Origin of the sequence: Mycobacterium sp. NPDC051804 (assembly GCF_044452905.1) — a bacterium.
GTDB lineage: Bacteria > Actinomycetota > Actinomycetes > Mycobacteriales > Mycobacteriaceae > Mycobacterium.
Window position 1 is genome coordinate 214,106 of sequence record NZ_JBITCD010000001.1, and the last position, 16,734, is coordinate 230,839.

Annotated in this window: 16 protein-coding genes; 10 read left to right on the top strand and 6 right to left on the bottom strand. The window is 65.6% G+C overall.

Going from position 1 to position 16,734, the window contains the following annotated elements; all coding sequences use genetic code 11:
- The first annotated feature begins 95 nt into the window (after positions 1-95).
- From ACIA48_RS01055 to ACIA48_RS01090, 8 genes are all read left to right on the top strand, one after another.
- Positions 96-395: a hypothetical protein gene (locus ACIA48_RS01055; protein WP_396726784.1), complete on the top strand. Its 300-nt coding sequence runs from the start codon at positions 96-98 to the stop codon at positions 393-395.
- A gap of 122 nt (positions 396-517) precedes the next feature.
- On the top strand, positions 518-1,912 hold the full coding sequence (locus ACIA48_RS01060) for an acyl-CoA dehydrogenase family protein (RefSeq protein ID WP_396726787.1): 1,395 nt from the start codon (positions 518-520) through the stop codon (positions 1,910-1,912).
- A gap of 97 nt (positions 1,913-2,009) precedes the next feature.
- Positions 2,010-3,188 (top strand): zinc-dependent alcohol dehydrogenase, encoded by a 1,179-nt coding sequence (locus ACIA48_RS01065; protein ID WP_396726789.1) that lies wholly within the window; start codon positions 2,010-2,012, stop codon positions 3,186-3,188.
- Between the two features lie 90 nt (positions 3,189-3,278).
- Entirely contained in the window at positions 3,279-5,111 is a 1,833-nt protein-coding gene (locus tag ACIA48_RS01070; protein WP_396726792.1) for a hypothetical protein, read from the top strand.
- Positions 5,108-5,293, top strand: coding sequence for a hypothetical protein (locus ACIA48_RS01075; protein WP_396726794.1), 186 nt, complete (start codon positions 5,108-5,110; stop codon positions 5,291-5,293). Before ACIA48_RS01070 ends, ACIA48_RS01075 begins: the two co-directional genes overlap by 4 nt.
- On the top strand, positions 5,290-5,706 hold the full coding sequence (locus tag ACIA48_RS01080) for a hypothetical protein (protein WP_396726797.1): 417 nt from the start codon (positions 5,290-5,292) through the stop codon (positions 5,704-5,706). The genes ACIA48_RS01075 and ACIA48_RS01080 overlap by 4 nt, the downstream gene beginning before the upstream one ends.
- Positions 5,703-6,995 (top strand): hypothetical protein, encoded by a 1,293-nt coding sequence (locus tag ACIA48_RS01085; RefSeq protein WP_396726800.1) that lies wholly within the window; start codon positions 5,703-5,705, stop codon positions 6,993-6,995. Before ACIA48_RS01080 ends, ACIA48_RS01085 begins: the two co-directional genes overlap by 4 nt.
- 9 nt (positions 6,996-7,004) lie before the next feature.
- Positions 7,005-7,556 (top strand): isochorismatase family protein, encoded by a 552-nt coding sequence (locus ACIA48_RS01090; RefSeq protein WP_396726802.1) that lies wholly within the window; start codon positions 7,005-7,007, stop codon positions 7,554-7,556.
- A gap of 33 nt (positions 7,557-7,589) precedes the next feature.
- Here ACIA48_RS01090 and ACIA48_RS01095 read toward each other — a convergent pair whose 3' ends face one another.
- Positions 7,590-8,426, bottom strand: a complete 837-nt coding sequence (locus ACIA48_RS01095; RefSeq protein ID WP_396726805.1) for an enoyl-CoA hydratase/isomerase family protein — start codon at positions 8,424-8,426, stop codon at positions 7,590-7,592.
- A 49-nt stretch (positions 8,427-8,475) separates the two neighbouring features.
- On the opposite strand from ACIA48_RS01095, the gene glgX reads away from it, so the two are divergent.
- Positions 8,476-10,629 (top strand): glycogen debranching protein GlgX, encoded by a 2,154-nt coding sequence (gene glgX / locus ACIA48_RS01100; protein WP_396726807.1) that lies wholly within the window; start codon positions 8,476-8,478, stop codon positions 10,627-10,629.
- Here glgX and ACIA48_RS01105 read toward each other — a convergent pair whose 3' ends face one another.
- Positions 10,630-10,977, bottom strand: coding sequence for a hypothetical protein (locus ACIA48_RS01105; RefSeq protein WP_396726810.1), 348 nt, complete (start codon positions 10,975-10,977; stop codon positions 10,630-10,632).
- Between the two features lie 201 nt (positions 10,978-11,178).
- Here ACIA48_RS01105 and ACIA48_RS01110 point away from each other — a divergent pair, with 201 nt between their 5' ends.
- Positions 11,179-12,153: a sensor domain-containing protein gene (locus tag ACIA48_RS01110; protein ID WP_396726813.1), complete on the top strand. Its 975-nt coding sequence runs from the start codon at positions 11,179-11,181 to the stop codon at positions 12,151-12,153.
- 8 nt (positions 12,154-12,161) lie between these two features.
- Here ACIA48_RS01110 and ACIA48_RS01115 read toward each other — a convergent pair whose 3' ends face one another.
- The 4 genes from ACIA48_RS01115 to ACIA48_RS01130 form a co-directional block, all read right to left on the bottom strand.
- Positions 12,162-14,132 carry a serine/threonine-protein kinase gene (locus tag ACIA48_RS01115; protein ID WP_396726816.1) on the bottom strand — a complete coding sequence of 657 codons (1,971 nt, stop codon included), beginning with the start codon at positions 14,130-14,132 and terminating at the stop codon, positions 12,162-12,164.
- 89 nt (positions 14,133-14,221) lie between these two features.
- Positions 14,222-15,214, bottom strand: a complete 993-nt coding sequence (locus ACIA48_RS01120) for a hypothetical protein (RefSeq protein WP_396726819.1) — start codon at positions 15,212-15,214, stop codon at positions 14,222-14,224.
- Between the two features lie 325 nt (positions 15,215-15,539).
- On the bottom strand, positions 15,540-16,271 hold the full coding sequence (locus ACIA48_RS01125) for a sensor domain-containing protein (RefSeq protein WP_396726822.1): 732 nt from the start codon (positions 16,269-16,271) through the stop codon (positions 15,540-15,542).
- Between the two features lie 47 nt (positions 16,272-16,318).
- Entirely contained in the window at positions 16,319-16,714 is a 396-nt protein-coding gene (locus ACIA48_RS01130) for a hypothetical protein (RefSeq protein WP_396726825.1), read from the bottom strand.
- Positions 16,715-16,734 lie beyond the last annotated feature (20 nt).

The window sequence follows — 16,734 nt, forward strand, 5'->3', positions numbered from 1 at the left end:
GACCACCAGGTTTACAAGATCAGCTGCAGCTCGAACCGCGACACACGCCACGGCTCGGAATAACGAAACGTAAAGAAAGACAGAGGGCTCAAAAGATGAAGAAGTTTGGATTCGCCACCGTCGCTGCGAGTGCACTCACTGCCGCATTTCTCGGACTGGCCGCGCCGGCCCTGGCCGCGCCGACGGGACCCGGGAACGCGCAGGACACCATAAGCAAGCTAGAGGCACAGGGCTACACAGTCATCGTCAACCGCCTCGGCAGCTCACCGCTCGAACAAGCCAGCGTTGTCGCAGTGCGTGAAGGGCAGACATACAGCCGCACGGACCATAGTGGTCCTGGTGACGACCTGACCACCAAGTTGCTCAACAAGACGGTCTACGTCGACGTGAAGTAGGCGGGTTACTTAGGCCCTCACCCTGACAAGCCCCCGCGATGCATCCCCCACGCATCCGGGGGCTTGTCCCTATTCAGTGAACAAGTGTTTCGGAATGGCGGCAGGCGGCTAACCGAGGACCTGTGACGTTCGACCTCACTCCGACCGCAGCCCAGCACGACCTGGCTCGCCGCACCCACGAGTTCGCCGAACAGGTGGTCCGTCCGGTGGCGGCGGAATACGACGAGCGCCAGGAGTTTCCCTGGCCGGCCCTGGAGGAGGCGGCCACCCGCGGCTTCTACAGTCCGCTGTTCTACCGCGATCTCATCGGCGATCCCACCGGACTCTCCCTGCCGATGTTCATGGAGGAACTGTTCTGGGGCTGCGCCGGGATCGGTCTGGCCGTCGTGATGCCCGCGCTCGCGCTCTCGGCCATCGGCCAGGCGGCGTCGCCCGAGCAGATGCTCGAGTGGGCGCCCGAATGCTTCGGTACGCCAGGCGATCTCAAGCTCGCCGCGCTCGCGATCTCAGAACCAGAAGGCGGCAGCGACGTCCGCAATCTGCGCACCACAGCACGCCGCGACGGCTCGGGTCCGGATGCGGACTGGGTCATCAACGGCCACAAGATGTGGATCGGCAACGGCGGTATCGCCAACGTCCACGTCGTAAACGCCGTCGTCGACGAAGAGCTCGGCCACAAAGGGCAGGCGCTGTTCATCGTGCCCGGCGGCGCTCCCGGCCTGGAGATGGTCCGCAAGCTCGACAAGCTCGGTTGCCGTGCGTCGCACACCGCCGAGCTGAAATTCAACGATGTCCGGGTGCCCGCCGCAAACCTGCTCGGCGGCCAGGAGAAGCTCGAGTACAAGCTCGGCAAGGCACGCGAAGCCATCGAGGGTGGCAAGCATTCCGGTTCTGCCACTCTTGGCACCTTCGAGCAGACCCGACCGATGGTCGCCGCCCAGGCTCTCGGGATCGCCAGGGCGGCAATGGAATACGCCACCGAGTATGCCAACCGCCGTGAGGCCTTCGGAGCGCCGATCATCGACCACCAGGGCATCGCGTTCCCGCTTGCCGATCTTGCCACCGAGATCGACGGCGCGCGGCTGCTCACCTGGCGAGCCTCCTGGATGGCTGCGAGCGGCGTCCCGTTCGAGCGTGGCGAGGGCTCGATGTCGAAGCTGGCGGCGAGCGAAGTGGCGGTGAAGACCACCGAACGAGCCATCCAGACCATGGGCGGCTGGGGGTACGTCAAGGACCATCCTGTCGAGAAGTGGTACCGGGATGCCAAGCTGTACACCATCTTTGAGGGCACCAGCGAGATCCAGCGCATCGTCATCTCCAACGCACTCGGTGCCGCCGACGGTAAACCGCCGCTGCACTTCGACCTCGAACCCACCGGCGGGCCGCTCAACCGTGTGTTCGGTCGCGGCACACCGCTGCGGACCCAGGCCGCGAGCGCCGCACTGGGGGCCAAGGATCAGATTCCCGAACCGATCATGCGCCTGGCGATGAAAGTGCTACGTCCACCGCGGAAGTGACGCGCGCGTCATCCTGACCGGCCGTTGGCCAGCAGGTTTGGGTCGTCACCAAGCGGGCACGTGACAGGTGGCCGGTCAATCGTTCAGGGAGGACCCGATGCGAGCAGTCACGTGGCAGGGGCGGCGGAAGGTGTCCGTCGACAATGTGCCCGACCCGACGATCAAGGAACCCAACGACGCCATCATCCGCGTCACGAGTACCAACATCTGCGGATCCGACCTCCATCTGTATGAGGTGCTCGGTGCCTTCATGAATCCCGGCGACATCCTCGGGCACGAGGCGATGGGCGTAGTCGAGGAGGTCGGCCGCGAAGTCGACACCCTCGAGGTGGGCGATCGCATCGTGATCCCGTTCAACATCAGCTGCGGCACCTGCTTCATGTGCGACCGCGGCCTGCAGAGCCAATGCGAGACGACCCAGAACCGCGATCAGGGCACCGGCGCCGCGCTGTTCGGCTACTCGCAGCTCTACGGCGAGGTCGCCGGCGGGCAGGCCGAATACCTCCGCGTACCGCAGGCGCAGTACACCCATATCAAGGTGCCCGACGACGGGCCCGACGAACGCTACGTCTATCTCTCCGACGTGCTGCCCACCGCGTGGCAGGCGGTGGAGTACGCCGACGTGCCCGACGGCGGCACGCTCGTCGTGCTGGGACTCGGGCCCATTGGATCGATGGCCTGTCGCATCGCGGCACATCGCAAGAGCGCGACCGTCATCGGTGTCGACCTGGTCACCGAACGGTTGGATCGCGCGCGGCCGTACTGCTCGGAGGTCGTCGATCTTCGGAGCGTCGAGCCCGATGAGGTCGTGAAGAGTTACACCGCGGGCCGCGGTGCCGACGCGGTCATCGACGCCGTCGGGATGGAAGCGCACGGGTCGCCGGTGGCGACGGCCGCGCAAACGGCGAGCGGATTCCTGCCATCGCCGGTCGGTCGCGTCGTGATGAAGCACGCCGGAGTGGACCGCCTCGCCGCGTTCAACACGGCGATCGATCTCGTACGGCGGGGCGGCACGATTTCGCTGTCCGGCGTGTACGGCGGCGCCGCGGACCCCGTCAATCTGATGACGCTGTTCGACAAGCAAATTCAGCTGCGGATGGGCCAGGCGAATGTCAAGAAGTGGATCCCGGACATCATGCCGCTGCTCACCGACGGCGATCCGCTGGGCGTCGAGAAGTTCGCCACTCACCGCCTGCCGCTATCGGCCGCGCCCGAGGCATACGAAACATTCCAGAAGAAGGAGGACGGCATGGTGAAGGTGGTCCTGACACCATGAAAAGAGTTACCCGATACCTCTGGTTTCAGGTTGGGTAATTCTGGCAACATTACCGGCGGGTAAGTTTCGGGCCGGCACTCGGAGGGTGGGATGACGACGGAGTTCCTAGCTCAGGGCACTGAAGGCGGCGGGACCGCGATCAGCGAGATCATCATTCTGACGTCGGTCGGCGCCGTTGTCGCCGCGGCGTTGGTGTGGATCGGCTGGATGCACCGTCAACACAAGATCACGTGGCTGGCATCGCTCGCCGACTGGTCAGGCCGTCGGTTCAAGCGGCCGTCATGGGTGGCGCTGCCGATTGCGCTGTTCATCGCCTCGATCATCTGCGCATTATTCGGCTTCATCTGGGACGTCAGCCTGCACATCGGTAATGGCCGAGACAACGGCGCGCTGGCCAACCCCGCGCACTACTTCATTCTGATCGGTCTGTTCGGCATCTTCGTGGCCGGCGCCACCGCGGTCGTGCTGCCCAGAGGCGAGGCCGAGCGCCCCGGCCCGGCGGCGGTCCGCATCACCGACGACTGGTATGCCCCCGTCGGTGGCATCGTGATGGCGGGTTGCGGGTTCTACGCACTGCTGGGCTTCCCGCTCGACGACATGTGGCACCGGATCTTCGGCCAGGATGTGACGCTGTGGGGACCCACGCACCTCATGATGATCGGCGGCGCCGGCTTCTCCACGCTTTCCGCGCTCTACCTTGAACACGAGGGCCGCAGGGCGCATCCCGACGACGCCCAGAGCGACGGCATCGGTTTGAAGTTCGTGCAATACCTGGCGTTCGCCGGCGTGCTGGTCGGTGCGTCGGTCTATCAGATCGAGTTCGACTTCGGAGTGCCGCAGTTCCGCCAGGTGTTCCAGCCGATGCTCATCGCCGCCGCCGCGGGTCTCGCACTCGTGGCCGCGCGGATCTTCATGGGCCGCGGCGCGGCGCTCATCGCCGCCGTGATCGCCATCGGATTGCGCGGCATCGTCGCGTTCCTGGTAGCCCCCGTGCTCGACGCCCCGGTCAACTGGTTCGCGCTCTACCTCGGCCCTGCCCTGGTGGTTGAAATCCTGGCTCTCACACCGCTCTTGAAACGACCCATCCTGTTCGGAGCCGTCAGCGGTCTGGCCATCGGCACGCTCGGCCTGTGGCTGGAGTCGTTGTGGGTCAACGCGGTTTACGACTACCCGTGGCCGACCAGCATCTGGCCAGAGGGCCTCGCCATGGCCGTGCCGGTGGCCATCATGACCGGCACGTGCGGAGCGTTGTTCGGCATGGTGCTCGCCGGGCAACGGTTACCTCGCCGGGCCATCGGCGTCGGCATCGTCGCGCTGACCGTGCTCGTCATCGGCGGCGCCGCCGCCAACGGCCTGCGCTACGACGTACCGCAGGACGCGACGGTCACAGCGACCCTCACCGAAGCTCCGCCCGTCAACGGTCAGCGCTCCGTGACCGCCGACGTGCGGTTCAACCCGCCGAACGTGATCAGCGACAACCCCAACTGGATATCGGTCCTCGGATGGCAGGGGTTGTTGGAGAACCAGCGCGGGCAGTTCATCGACACTCTGGAGAAGGTCGGGCCCGGCCACTATGTGTCCACCAAGCCGATGCCGGTGGCGGGCGATTGGAAGACCCTCTTGCGCGTGCACGACGGCAGAACGCTTGCGGCCGTGCCGATCTACCTTGCCGGTGATCCCGGCATCGGGGCGCAGGAAGTGCCTGCCGACCCGCAATTCCAGCGCCCGCTCGTCTCCGAGATCACGATCTTGCAGCGCGAGCGCAGCCCCGACATCCCGCAATCACTCTGGCTCATCGGCTGCCTGGTGGTGCTGGTGTGCACGCTGGCCATGATCGCGGGAGTGTCCTGGGGAGGCGGCCGGATCAACAACAGTGAGCCATCAGGCAGCGAAACGAAACTGGAGCCCTCAGCGCAGGCATGACCGTTTCTTCACCCGATGTCGTGATCCTGGCTGACCACTCGGTCTGGCTGGCGGTCCCGGCGTTCGCCCCAGCCGTCGTCGTCGCCGGAGTCGTGGTGTTCGTCGCGGTGCGCAACCGGCGCAGGGGTGACACCACTCGCAGCGACGGATCCGCTGCGGCAAGCGAAGATAAGGCACCGTGAGAAAAACAACGGCTCTCGCCATCTTGGTCATCACCGCCCTATTCGTAGCCGGCTGCGGAAGCGACGAAAGCCAAAGCGACAGCCCGGCCACTTCGTCGGCAACCACGGTCAACCCGTCGGACATGCAGGATCATCAGGCAGCGCCCGATCGTCTCGTTGTGGACGTCAAGATCCAGGGTGGCAATGTGACCCCCACCAACGCCCAGCTGGAGGCCTCGGTCAATGAGCCGATCGTGTTCAAGGTCGACAGCGACGCCGTCGACGAGCTGCACGTGCACTCGAACCCCGAGCACTCGTACAAGATCGAGGCGAAGCCGGGTCAGTCGTTCCAATTCACCGTCGGCGTGCCCGGAAAGGTCGACGTCGAGCTGCATGACCTGAACAAGACCATCGCCACCATCACCGTGCAGTGACCGCGGACGGTTCGGTGTCCGTGCTCGCCCACGGGCTGGGTGGGTCTGCCGACCTTCCAATTCCGTTCACCTACGCGCTGATTGGCGCGGCGTGGGCCCTCACCTTCACGTTCGCCGTCGTCGCATTGGCATGGAAGAAGCCGCGATTCGATCCCGATAGGCCCGGCCGTGAGCTGCCCCCGTGGGTGACCGCGGCGGTCGACGCGCCGGCGACCCGCTGGGTGGTCGGCATCGTCGGTCTCGCTTTCGCGGTGTGGGTGGGCCTCGCAGCGTTCCTCGGTCCGCAGAACGCCGACAATCCGCTGCCCGGCGTGTTCTACGTGTTGATGTGGGTCGGGTTGGTGGCGGCGTCGCTGCTCTTTGGTCCGGTGTGGCGGGCGCTGTCGCCGGTGCGCACGGTGCATCGGCTGCTCGGGGGAAAGTCGCTGCGCGGCTATCCGGAGGCGCTGGGTTACTGGCCTGCAGCCCTCGGCCTGTTTGCCTTCGTGTGGCTCGAACTGGCGAGTCCCGATCCGGGATCACTTGCGGCGATCCGCAATTGGCTGCTGATCTACCTGGCGGTCACCCTCGCCGGAGCTTTTGCATGTGGTGCGCGGTGGTGCGCCCGCGCGGACCCGTTCGAGGTGTACGGCATCGTGGTGTCGCGGCTATCGGCGCTGCGGCGCAACCGCGACGGCCGCATCGCGATCGGCAACCCGTTCGATCACCTGCCGTCGCTGCCGGTACGCCCGGGCATCGTCGCGGTGCTGTCGGTGCTGCTGGGGTCGACGGCGTTCGACAGCTTCTCCGCACGGCCGCAGTGGCGCACGTTCATCGACGAGACTGCGGGGTCCGCCGCGGTCGCCACACTCATCAACACCGCGGGTCTGCTGGTCTTCGCCGGGGTGGTCGCGGGCACGTTCTGGCTGGCGGCCAGGGCGACGGGTGGGGTCGATCGTGAGCAGCGTCGTCTGCTGCCGGGACAGATGGCGCATTCGCTGATCCCGATCGTCGTGGGCTACGTGTTCGCCCACTATCTGACTTACCTGATCGAGCGCGGGCAGCAGACCGTCTACCTGCTGCTGGGTATGGATCCGGACGTGAATTACTTTCTGTCGCTTCACCCTTCGGTGTTGGCGACGCTGAAGGTCGGCTTCGTCGTGGCCGGTCACGTGGCGGGTGTGGTGGCCGCGCACGACCGCGCGCTGCGCCTGCTGCCCACGGCGCATGCGCTGACGGGTCAGCTGGCGATGATGCTGGTGATGGTGGGCTACACGTTCACCGGGTTGTACCTGTTGTTCGGCGGGTAGGTTCTGGTTATGCGGGCGCTCATCATCACCGACGTTCAGAACGACTTCTGCGAGGGCGGTTCGCTGGAGGTCACCCGTGGCGCCGAGGTCGCCAGCGGCATCAGCGAGTTGCTCGCGAGTGATCACGGCTACGCACATGTGGTGGCCACCAAGGACTTCCACATCGATCCCGGTGAGCACTTCTCCGACGATCCGGACTACGCGGTGTCTTGGCCGCGGCACTGCGTGGTGTCCACGTCGGGCGCCGATTTCCATCCACACCTCGAGATCGGCGCAGTCGAGGCCGTCTTCCGTAAAGGCCAGTACGCGGCCGCCTACAGCGGTTTCGAGGGAGCTGACGACGACGGCACCCTGCTGGCCGACTGGCTGCGCCAGCGCGGCGTCGAGGCCGTCGACGTCGTCGGTATCGCGACGGACTACTGCGTACGGGCGACTGCCGCGGACGCCGTGGCGGCGGGCTTCGCCACCCGCGTGCTGCTGGACCTGACGGCCGGTGTCGCACCCGACTCGACAGCCAAAGCCATCGAGGACCTGCGCGCGGCCGGCGTCGAGATCAGCTAGTCGGGCGCCGCTTCTTCTGGCTTCCAGCCGAACTCAACCGCCCGTGGGATCGACCGGGCGGCCCGACCACTCGGGCGGCCGGCCCGCCATGTGCGCGCGCACACCTTCTTTGGCATCGTCGTGCGCCATGACGGCGACGTGGATTTCGGTTTCGCGACGACCCACAGCGGTGCGGTCGAGGTCGAACGAATCCCAGAGCAGACGTTTGCTGGCCGCCACCGACATCGGCGCGGTGTTCGTCGCAATGTCGTGCGCGACTTCCAGGGCGGCGGGAAGCACCGCGTCGGCGTCGAGTACCCGGCTGCCCAACCCGAGTTCGACGGCCCGGTCTCCATCGAATGTCGCTCCGGTCAACAGGATTTCGGCAGCGTTCGCGATCCCGACCAGCCGCGGCAGCACCCAGTGTGAGTAGGCGTCGCCGACGACGCCGCGCCGCACCTGGACGACGCCGTAGCGCGCATCAGCGGCGAAGAAGCGGATGTCGCACTGCAACGCCAGAGTCAAACCCAATCCGATCGCGTGGCCGTTGACCGCGGCGATCACCGGCTTGGACAGCGCGAAGGCGGGCACGTCGATACCGGCCGCGCTGAACACCGATCCCGGTTTCGCGAAGGTGTCCTCACCGGCGGCCAGGTCGGCGCCTGCGCAGAACGCCGGCGGTGCGCCCGTCAGCACAATGGTGCGGACGCCGTCGTCGCGGTCGCAGGTCCGATAGGCGTCGGCGAGTTCCTCCCGCATCCCGTCACCGACGGCGTTGCGCTGCTTCGGCCGGTTGAGCGTGATTGTTGCCACACCACTATCGATGGCCAGCAGCAACGTGCGGTATTCGCGTGACGGACTCATTGGTTGCAATGCTGTCCCATTGGGCATCCCCTAACGTCGCCTTCGTTCGTATCCGTACAGATTTTGGAGCCACAACTTGACTCAACCCGCCAATCCGCAGGTCAATGCCCCTCTGGAGATCTGGCCCGGCAAGGCCTATCCGCTCGGTGCGACCTACGACGGCACGGGCACGAACTTCGCGCTGTTCAGCGAGGCCGCCGAGCGCGTCGAACTGTGCCTGTTCGACGCTGACGGCGAGCAGACGGCCTGCATCACGCTGCCCGAGGTCGACGGCTTCGTCTGGCACGGCTTCGTCCCGACCATCGAACCCGGCCAGCGCTACGGCTACCGCGTGCACGGTCCGTACGACCCGGCCGCCGGCCATCGATGCAATCCGAACAAGCTGCTGCTGGATCCCTACGCCAAGGCCATCGAGGGTGCCTTCGAGTGGAATCAGTCGCTGTTCAGCTATGACTTCGGCGACCCGGACAGTCGCAATGACGACGACTCAGCGGCCAGCATGCCCAAGTGCGTCGTCATCAACCCGTACTTCGACTGGGGTGTGGACCGACCGCCCAGCCACGAATACGCCGACACCGTCATCTACGAGGCGCATGTCAAGGGCCTCACGCAGACCCACCCGGACATCCCGGAGCAGATTCGCGGCACTTACGCCGCAGTGGCACATCCGGTGATCATCGATCATCTGAAAGCGTTGGGTGTCAACGCGATCGAGCTGATGCCCGTACATCACTTCGCAAACGACTCCACGCTGATCGACAAGGGACTGTCCAACTACTGGGGCTACAACACCATCGGGTTCCTGGCGCCGGACCCGAAGTACAGTTCGAGCCCGAACCCGGGCGGGCATGTGCAGGAGTTCAAGGCGATGGTGCGCGCCCTGCACGAGGCCGGCATCGAGGTGATCCTCGACGTCGTCTACAACCACACCGCCGAGGGCAACCACCTCGGGCCGACGCTGTCCATGCGGGGCATCGACAATGCCGCGTATTACCGCCTCGTCGACGACGACAAGCGTTACTACATGGACTACACCGGCACGGGCAACAGCCTCAACGTCGGCCATCCACACTCGCTGCAGCTGATCATGGACTCGCTGCGGTACTGGGTGACCGAGATGCACGTCGACGGGTTCCGCTTCGACCTGGCGTCGACGCTGGCACGCGAGTTCTACGACGTGGACCGTCTGTCGGCGTTTTTCGAACTCGTACAACAGGATCCGATCGTCAGCCAGGTCAAGCTGATCGCCGAGCCGTGGGACGTCGGGCCCGGCGGATACCAGGTCGGCAACTTCCCGCCGCAGTGGACCGAATGGAACGGCAAGTACCGCGACACCGTGCGCGACTATTGGCGCGGTGAGCCTGCCACCCTCGACGAATTCGCCTACCGGCTGACGGGGTCCGCCGACCTCTACGAGGACACCGCGCGCCGACCGGTCGCATCGATCAACTTCGTCATCGCCCACGACGGCTTCACCCTCCGGGATCTGGTGTCCTACAACGAGAAACACAACGACGCCAACGGCGAGGACAACAACGACGGCGAGAGTCACAACCGGTCATGGAATTGCGGCGTCGAGGGACCAACCGACGACGCCGAGATCAACGCGCTGCGCTCCCGTCAGCAACGCAACTTCTTGACGACACTGCTGCTGTCGCAGGGCGTTCCGATGATCGCCCACGGCGACGAACTCGGCCGCACGCAGAACGGCAACAACAACGTCTACTGCCAAGACAACGAGCTGTCCTGGATCGACTGGGGGAACGCCGATACTGAGCTCATCGAGTTCACCCGCAAGGTTTCAGCGCTACGCGCCGCGCACCCGGTGTTCCGGCGGCGGCGGTTCTTCTCAGGAAGCCCCGTGCGCAAGCGTGGTGGAGAGGGACTGCCCGACATCGCGTGGTTCGCACCCGACGGATCCGAGATGAGCGACGAGGATTGGGACTCGGGGTTCGCCAAATCGATTGCGGTGTACCTCAATGGGCATGGCATACCCGATCTCGATCCGCGTGGGCAGCGCGTGACCGACGATTCGTTCGTGCTGTTCTTCAACGCCCACTACGAGGCGCTCGAGTTCGTCCTGCCCGAAGAACGGTTCGGCAGCGCGTGGGAGCCGGTCATCGACACCGCGGCGGCCGCTGATGACGAGGCGCAAACCCACGACGCCGAGGCGAAGGTATCCGTTGACGCCAGGTCGGTGTTGGTGCTGCGTTCAGTCAGCGAGGAGTAGTCACCTCTCGACGTCGAAGAACGATTCGCCGTCCTCGGGGGTGCCGTCGATCTGGCCGCGGTCGATCCCATGCTGTTCGGGGTCGATGCGGTCGAGTTCGTCATCTGACATCGAGACGGTTTCCTGTTCGGTGTCGTCGGCGTCGCGCGGATCGATGTCATCGGGTGCGACGTCAGGCACCTCGTCGGCAAGACGCTCGTCCAGCGTCTCGTCCTCTTTCGCGTCGATCCACTTCTCCGGCGGGTCGACGACCTCGTCGCCGTCGTCGTTTCGCACCTCGTCGGAGTCGAGCTGCTCTTCGGGCGTGAGCGGATTGTCGTTGGATACGTCGCGTGCCATGTCTGCCATGGTGCCCGACCCGGCGAATGCCTAAACAGCGCAGGCGGGCCTACCCCGGCTCCCCGCGAATACCCGCAATCCATCGTTGCTTTTTGGTGCGCTTTGGTGCTTCGGAGGTGCCTTAGCATGGCCTTCAGGCCTCGACTGTCGCGGGGCCGTTCGCGTTTGGCGTTAAATGCGCGCTGGTCACAGAGCAAGGGGGCGTAAACCGTGAGCAGAGACGACCTACCGCGGGACGAGGGCGAGACCACCCCGTTTGCTCCGCGCAGTATCCACGAGGAAGATACGCAGTTCGCGGGGCAGTTCGGTTACACCCAGCAGCCACCGGCCCCGCCGGGTCAGCCGACCTGGCCTGGTCCGCCACCCGGCGCCGGTTACCAACAGCAACCCCCGCCCAGCAGGGCTGGGCTGCTCGCAGGTCCCCGGCGGTGGTGGGTCATCGGCGGCGCGGTCGCCGTGGTCACCGCCGTCGTCGTGGCCCTGGTGGTGTTCACCGGCGGTGACAACAGCTCGTCGTCTGAGGCCACTGCGACAACCTCTACGAGGGTGCCCGCCAGTCCGAGGACCGCCACGCCCACCAGGCGCCCCTCCACGCCTGCGCCTGCCCCCCCACCGCCTCCCGTAGTCGATGCTGCCGCGCTGCCGGGATTACTTCTTCCCGCCGAGCTGATCAATCAGCGCATGAACACCACCGGCATGACGGCCGACCCCCCCTTCGCCAAATTGCTGGCCGGCACCGTCACGCCGCCGCAGTGCGCCGGCGCATGGGGTCCGGCCTATGAGGCCACATACCAAGGGTCTGGTTACACAGGGCTCGCCATCCAGGGCTTTTTCCAGCCCCCGATTCAGATGGTGCAGGCTGTCGTCTCATTTCCCGACGCTGGATCTGCGAAGGCGTTCTATGACAAGCAGGTCGCCGACTGGAACGCGTGCAAATCCACCCACATCAGGTACGAATCCGGCGGGGTGACCGAAGCTGATCTCGGCGTGCCGTCGGTGACCGTAGGTGTCATGACGATGATGCTGATTCCTACCACGGCGAAGACCGCCGGTCAGCAATGTGAACGCGACATGACGGTGCGCTCCAACGTGATCGTGGATGTGCGTGCCTGCTCGCCGACGGTTGGCAGCGCGGGATTGTCGATCGCGCGGGAGATCGCCGACAAGATCGCTCCCGCGCCATAGAAAGGCGGCTACCCAAGTTCGCGGGCCAGCGCCGGTGCGAAATTGGCGTCTAGATATTGGCTTGCGAGGTAACCCCCGGGCCCGGTCAGAGCAGCGATGGTGTTCGGGTCATCCACGACGACCATCGTTCCCTGATACCCGGCGAAGGGCCTTGGCAGGCCGTCGAATCCGCCTCCGCCGGCCTTGCTGTCGGTGCGGATGAGCACCAGGACGTCGGTTTCGAGGCTGTAGACCCCGGAAGGGTCGGGCATGGGGCGGGTGTCACCGGTATCGGTGGCGATATGGGTGAAATCTTGGCTGTAGCGCAATCCGAGCGCTTCGAGATAGTTGGCGGCGGTTGAGGGAGTGAGCACCTGCAATACGGATGTCTCTGAATTGATCAGAGCTACAACGGATTTCCCGCTCCACGAAGGATTCTGGTTCTTCAAGTCGTCTTGTTGGGAACGGACGTTGCCGATGAGTTCCTTGGCCTTGTCTTCGTAGCCGAGAATGTCGCCGACCCAGAGCAGCTGGTTCTGCCACGTCCACGAGTCGGCGGTTTGATCCGCGGGTCTGGTCACCGTCGGCGCGATGGCGGCGAGCTTCTGGTAGGTGGCGTCGTCAAGGTCGCCGGTGGCAATGATGACGTCGGGATGGGCGTCGGCGACCGCGGCGGTGTTCGTGAAGCCGGTCAGCACGGTCGGCGTGCCGGTGACCGCCGATTGTTCCCAGCTGGGCAGCGCACTGGTGGCTGAGCCGATCACGACGGGCTGAACTCCCAGCGACAGCACGGCGTCGCCGTCGCCGGGGCCGATCGCCGCCACCTTTTGCGGTCGCGAGGTGAGCTCGGTGGTGCCGTGTTGATGAGTGAACGTCTGGGCCTGGTAGGCGGGTTCGTCGGGCCCTTGATTCCACAGCACGACGCCGACCACGGCGGCGACGAGGACAACGGCGGCCAGACCGGCAGCGATGAGAGTGCGGGTCCGTCGGCGTTTCGGGCCGCCAGTCTGCCCACCGTGATCCTCGGCGGGACGCCACCCGCTCGGGTAAGTGATGGCAGCGTTGGGCGGCCCGGCCGGGTTGAAGTACGCCGGCGGCTGGCCCCCGGTCGGTGGTGGCGGGGGCGCAGGGGGTGGCGCCGGCGTAGCCCTCAGTTGCACGGTGCTGTCATCGAGCGCCGCGGCGGCGGCGTGAGCAAGTTCGCCGCCGCTTTGATAGCGGTGTGCAGGATCCTTGGCCATTGCCTTGGCGATGACCGCGTCGATGGCCGGCGGCAGTTCCGGCATCCGTTCGGTGACCCTGGGCGGTGGCGCTGTCAGATGGCCAGTGATGGTGGCCCCCATTTCGGCTCCGGGGCGCGCGAACGGGGTTTGACCGGTGAGCATTGTGTACAGGCTGCAGCCGAGTGCGTAGATGTCGGCGCGATGATCGGCAGCTTCACCGATCAGTGTTTCCGGTGCGGCGTAGGCGATCGAGGCCAGCACCATCCCGGTTTGTGTCAGGCCGGCGGCGTCATCGTTTCTCTTGGCTATTCCGAAGTCGGCCAAGAAAATCCGCTGATCGTTGGCGGCGAGCAGGAAGTTCGCGGGTTTCACGTCGCGGTGTAGCAGGCCGTGCTGATGCGCGTAGTCCAGAGCGTCGCCGACCGCCGCGGTGATGCGCAGCGCGCGCGCCGGATTCATGCGGCCCGCTTTCAGTTCGTGGTAGGCGTCGCTGCCCGCGACGTATTGCATCGCGATCCAGAGGTGTCCATCCGGAGTTTCACCCCGGTTGTAGACCGACACGATGTGCGGGTGATCAAGCGTCGCAGCCAGGTTGGCCTCGCGAAGGAATCGCTCGCGAAAGTGCTCGTCGGCTGTCAGGTCCGAAGACAAGACCTTCAGGGCGTCGGAGCGCGGCAACGTGGGATGGGCCGCGCGGAAGACCGTGCCCATGCCTCCTCTGCCGAGAACCGCTTCAATGCGGTAGCCGCCCACCACCGATCCCACGTCCAGTGCCATCGTGCTCCCTCGTTACGTTCCGGTGTGTGCGGGCAAGCAGAACGGTTGTCGCACAACGGTTATGGCAGGAGTACGGTGGACGGGCCGACTCATGAGGCCATCAGCATGGCGTACTGCGCGGCGGTCTGCTGGTGCACATCGGTCAACTGGGCCGAGGACCCTTCGATGACATACCGGTCGGCGACTGCGTAGCACACATCACCGGAGCCCGACGGATCCTCAACGTGCATGCATCGCGAGTCGGGCAGGTTTGGCACCGACGCGACCGGTTTGAGTCCCGAGTCTTGGGACTCGCGCACGAACTGCTCGAGCAATTTCTCGGCAGATTCGCTGTCGCGAACCTGATACACGAAGGCTTTTCCCCTGGCCCATAGATCCATGCCTAGGTCGGTGAACACCTGCGCTGAAGTCTGCGGTGACATCTGGAAATGCAGCGTCGCGCGCGGCCCGTAAACCAAGTTCGTACCGACTGGGATCTGGTCGCCGATCTGTGGGACCGTGCGCGCCAGCAAACCACCCTCGTCGACGGCGAGCCCGGTCAACTCTGTGACTGCGGTGGGCGCGAAACTGTCGATGGCCGGGATCTGCTGATCCAGTGTCTTGGCGACCCTGTCGGCGGCGGGACCGACCCCGTCAAAGGTGTCGGCGTACTGGTGCAGTACGTAGGGGCCGTGCGCGGTGTAGGCGCTGACGCTGGTTTGCGGCGTCGTCGAACCTGACGGGGTGAACTCGAAGGTGGAGGCGTGGGTGTCGGGATGGTTTGGCACGTTGACGGGCTGCGCCGGGGGCAGGTTCTCGTCGAGGTCGGGCTGCAGCGACAGGTCGCTGAGTTCAGTGGCTGCGGCCGCCGCCGATTGCGGATCGGGGAATCGCAGCACCGCGTTGACCAGGCTCTTGTCGTCGGGCTCGGTACGTCGGGCTGAGGAGAACCCGGTGACATAGTTGTATTTGCTCGCCACCGCAGCCAGTTTCTTAGGCAGAAGCTGTCGGAGCACGGTAGCGTCCGCCAACACGTTGGTCGGCCTCACCCCGTGGGTGAAGGCGGCGTCGACTTCCCACGGCCCCACGACATGCTCGGCCATCCGCGCGCCTTCTACCAACCGCCCCTTCTCCGGGGTCCCGGCAGCTCCGAGAGGTGGCGCTGGCCGCGTGGGGTAGTTGCCGGTGTCAAGCAGGCTCACATCGACAGTTCCCGGTGGCGGCCCCCCCGATGACCGGTGCGCTGCTCCGTCAGTCACGGTGGTGCATGCCGTGGCGATCAGCGCCGCCGCCAGCGCGGCCGCGCCAGTAGGGACGGGTCGTGGCCAATGGGTCGGACCCACCGTCTGGCTGGCGCCCGTTGCGCCGGTCAACCTACTGTGCCGAAAGAACCCCATATGCCGGTACATTAGCCGTCCGCCGCGGCGGCTATTCGGGCACTTTGGCCAGAATGCGGTCGGCGACCGTGTTGGCCGGCGCAGTGTTGTCGCCATCGCCGCAAACGATGACATCTGCGAGCACGTTGGCCCGGTGCGCGACGACATGGTGGCAGTTGCGGGGTAGCCCGTCGCGTTGGAATGTCGTCCCGATGCGGTCAGGTCCGGTGGTGATCGGATAGGGCACCCAGCGCTGGTCCTTGCCTTCGACTTCGATGAAGAAGATGTCGCCGTCGGGACAGTCGCGCCATTGTTCCTCGATAATCCACATCACTCCGGTGCTAGCGGTGATCTCGGTTGGCTTTTCGAAGATGGCAACCACCTGGTCGACCGACTGCTTGCGGGCGCCGCGGTTGACATTGCCCGCCAGGGTGATCGTGTCTCCCGACAAGCCCTCCTCGCCCGCCAGTGCGCGGGCTCGGCAAGGCCAGGGCTCGATGTTGACGTCCTGCCGCTCCCACTTAGTCAAGGTGCCGAGTTCGACGAGGTCGGTGTCACCGATGATTTCGCCGAGTTCGCTGCGTTTGAGCAATAAGTCCGCGCCGGCGGCCGCGGGCACCAGCGTCGGCGTCGCTGGCGCGGCCGTGGTGGTGACTGGTGGTGGCGCGGATTGCGTCGTCGTCTCGACGCCCGTGGACGGCCCCGCTCCCTCCTCGGTATCCGATCCGCACCCGGCCAGCATCATCACCGCACATACCACCGCGCCAGCGTGGATAGGCCGCATTATGTTCGTCTCCTCGGATGTTCAGCCGCAGCGGACAGCCTCGAATGCTACGGCTCGCCAGTCTCTGCCCCGTCGACAGTTCGGGTGGGCTTCAGCCCGGTTTTGTCGTCCAAGTATTGCAACAGCTGATGCGCGGCGAGCTCGACATCCTTGTGCCGCCATTCAGCTGCGCGGTAGACGCACGCGATCAGCCCCGTGCGGTGCAGCCGACGTAGGTCGCCGTAAACGAATGCGTAGCGCGCCTTCGTGCCGTCCGTGGCGCCCTCGGTCAGCCCGAGATGCCACTGGGCGTAGTCCTCCCAAGAATGCGATTCGAGGTAGGAGTTCTGGTCGTCGGCGCGGGGCTGCACGTCGCCCCAGTCGCTGTCGAGCACGTACTGGCGGGCGTCGATCAGTGCCCGCGCCTTGGCCACCGCGTCGTCGTTGAGCGAGTGCTTCGCCATGGTGGCACTCCCCTCGGTAA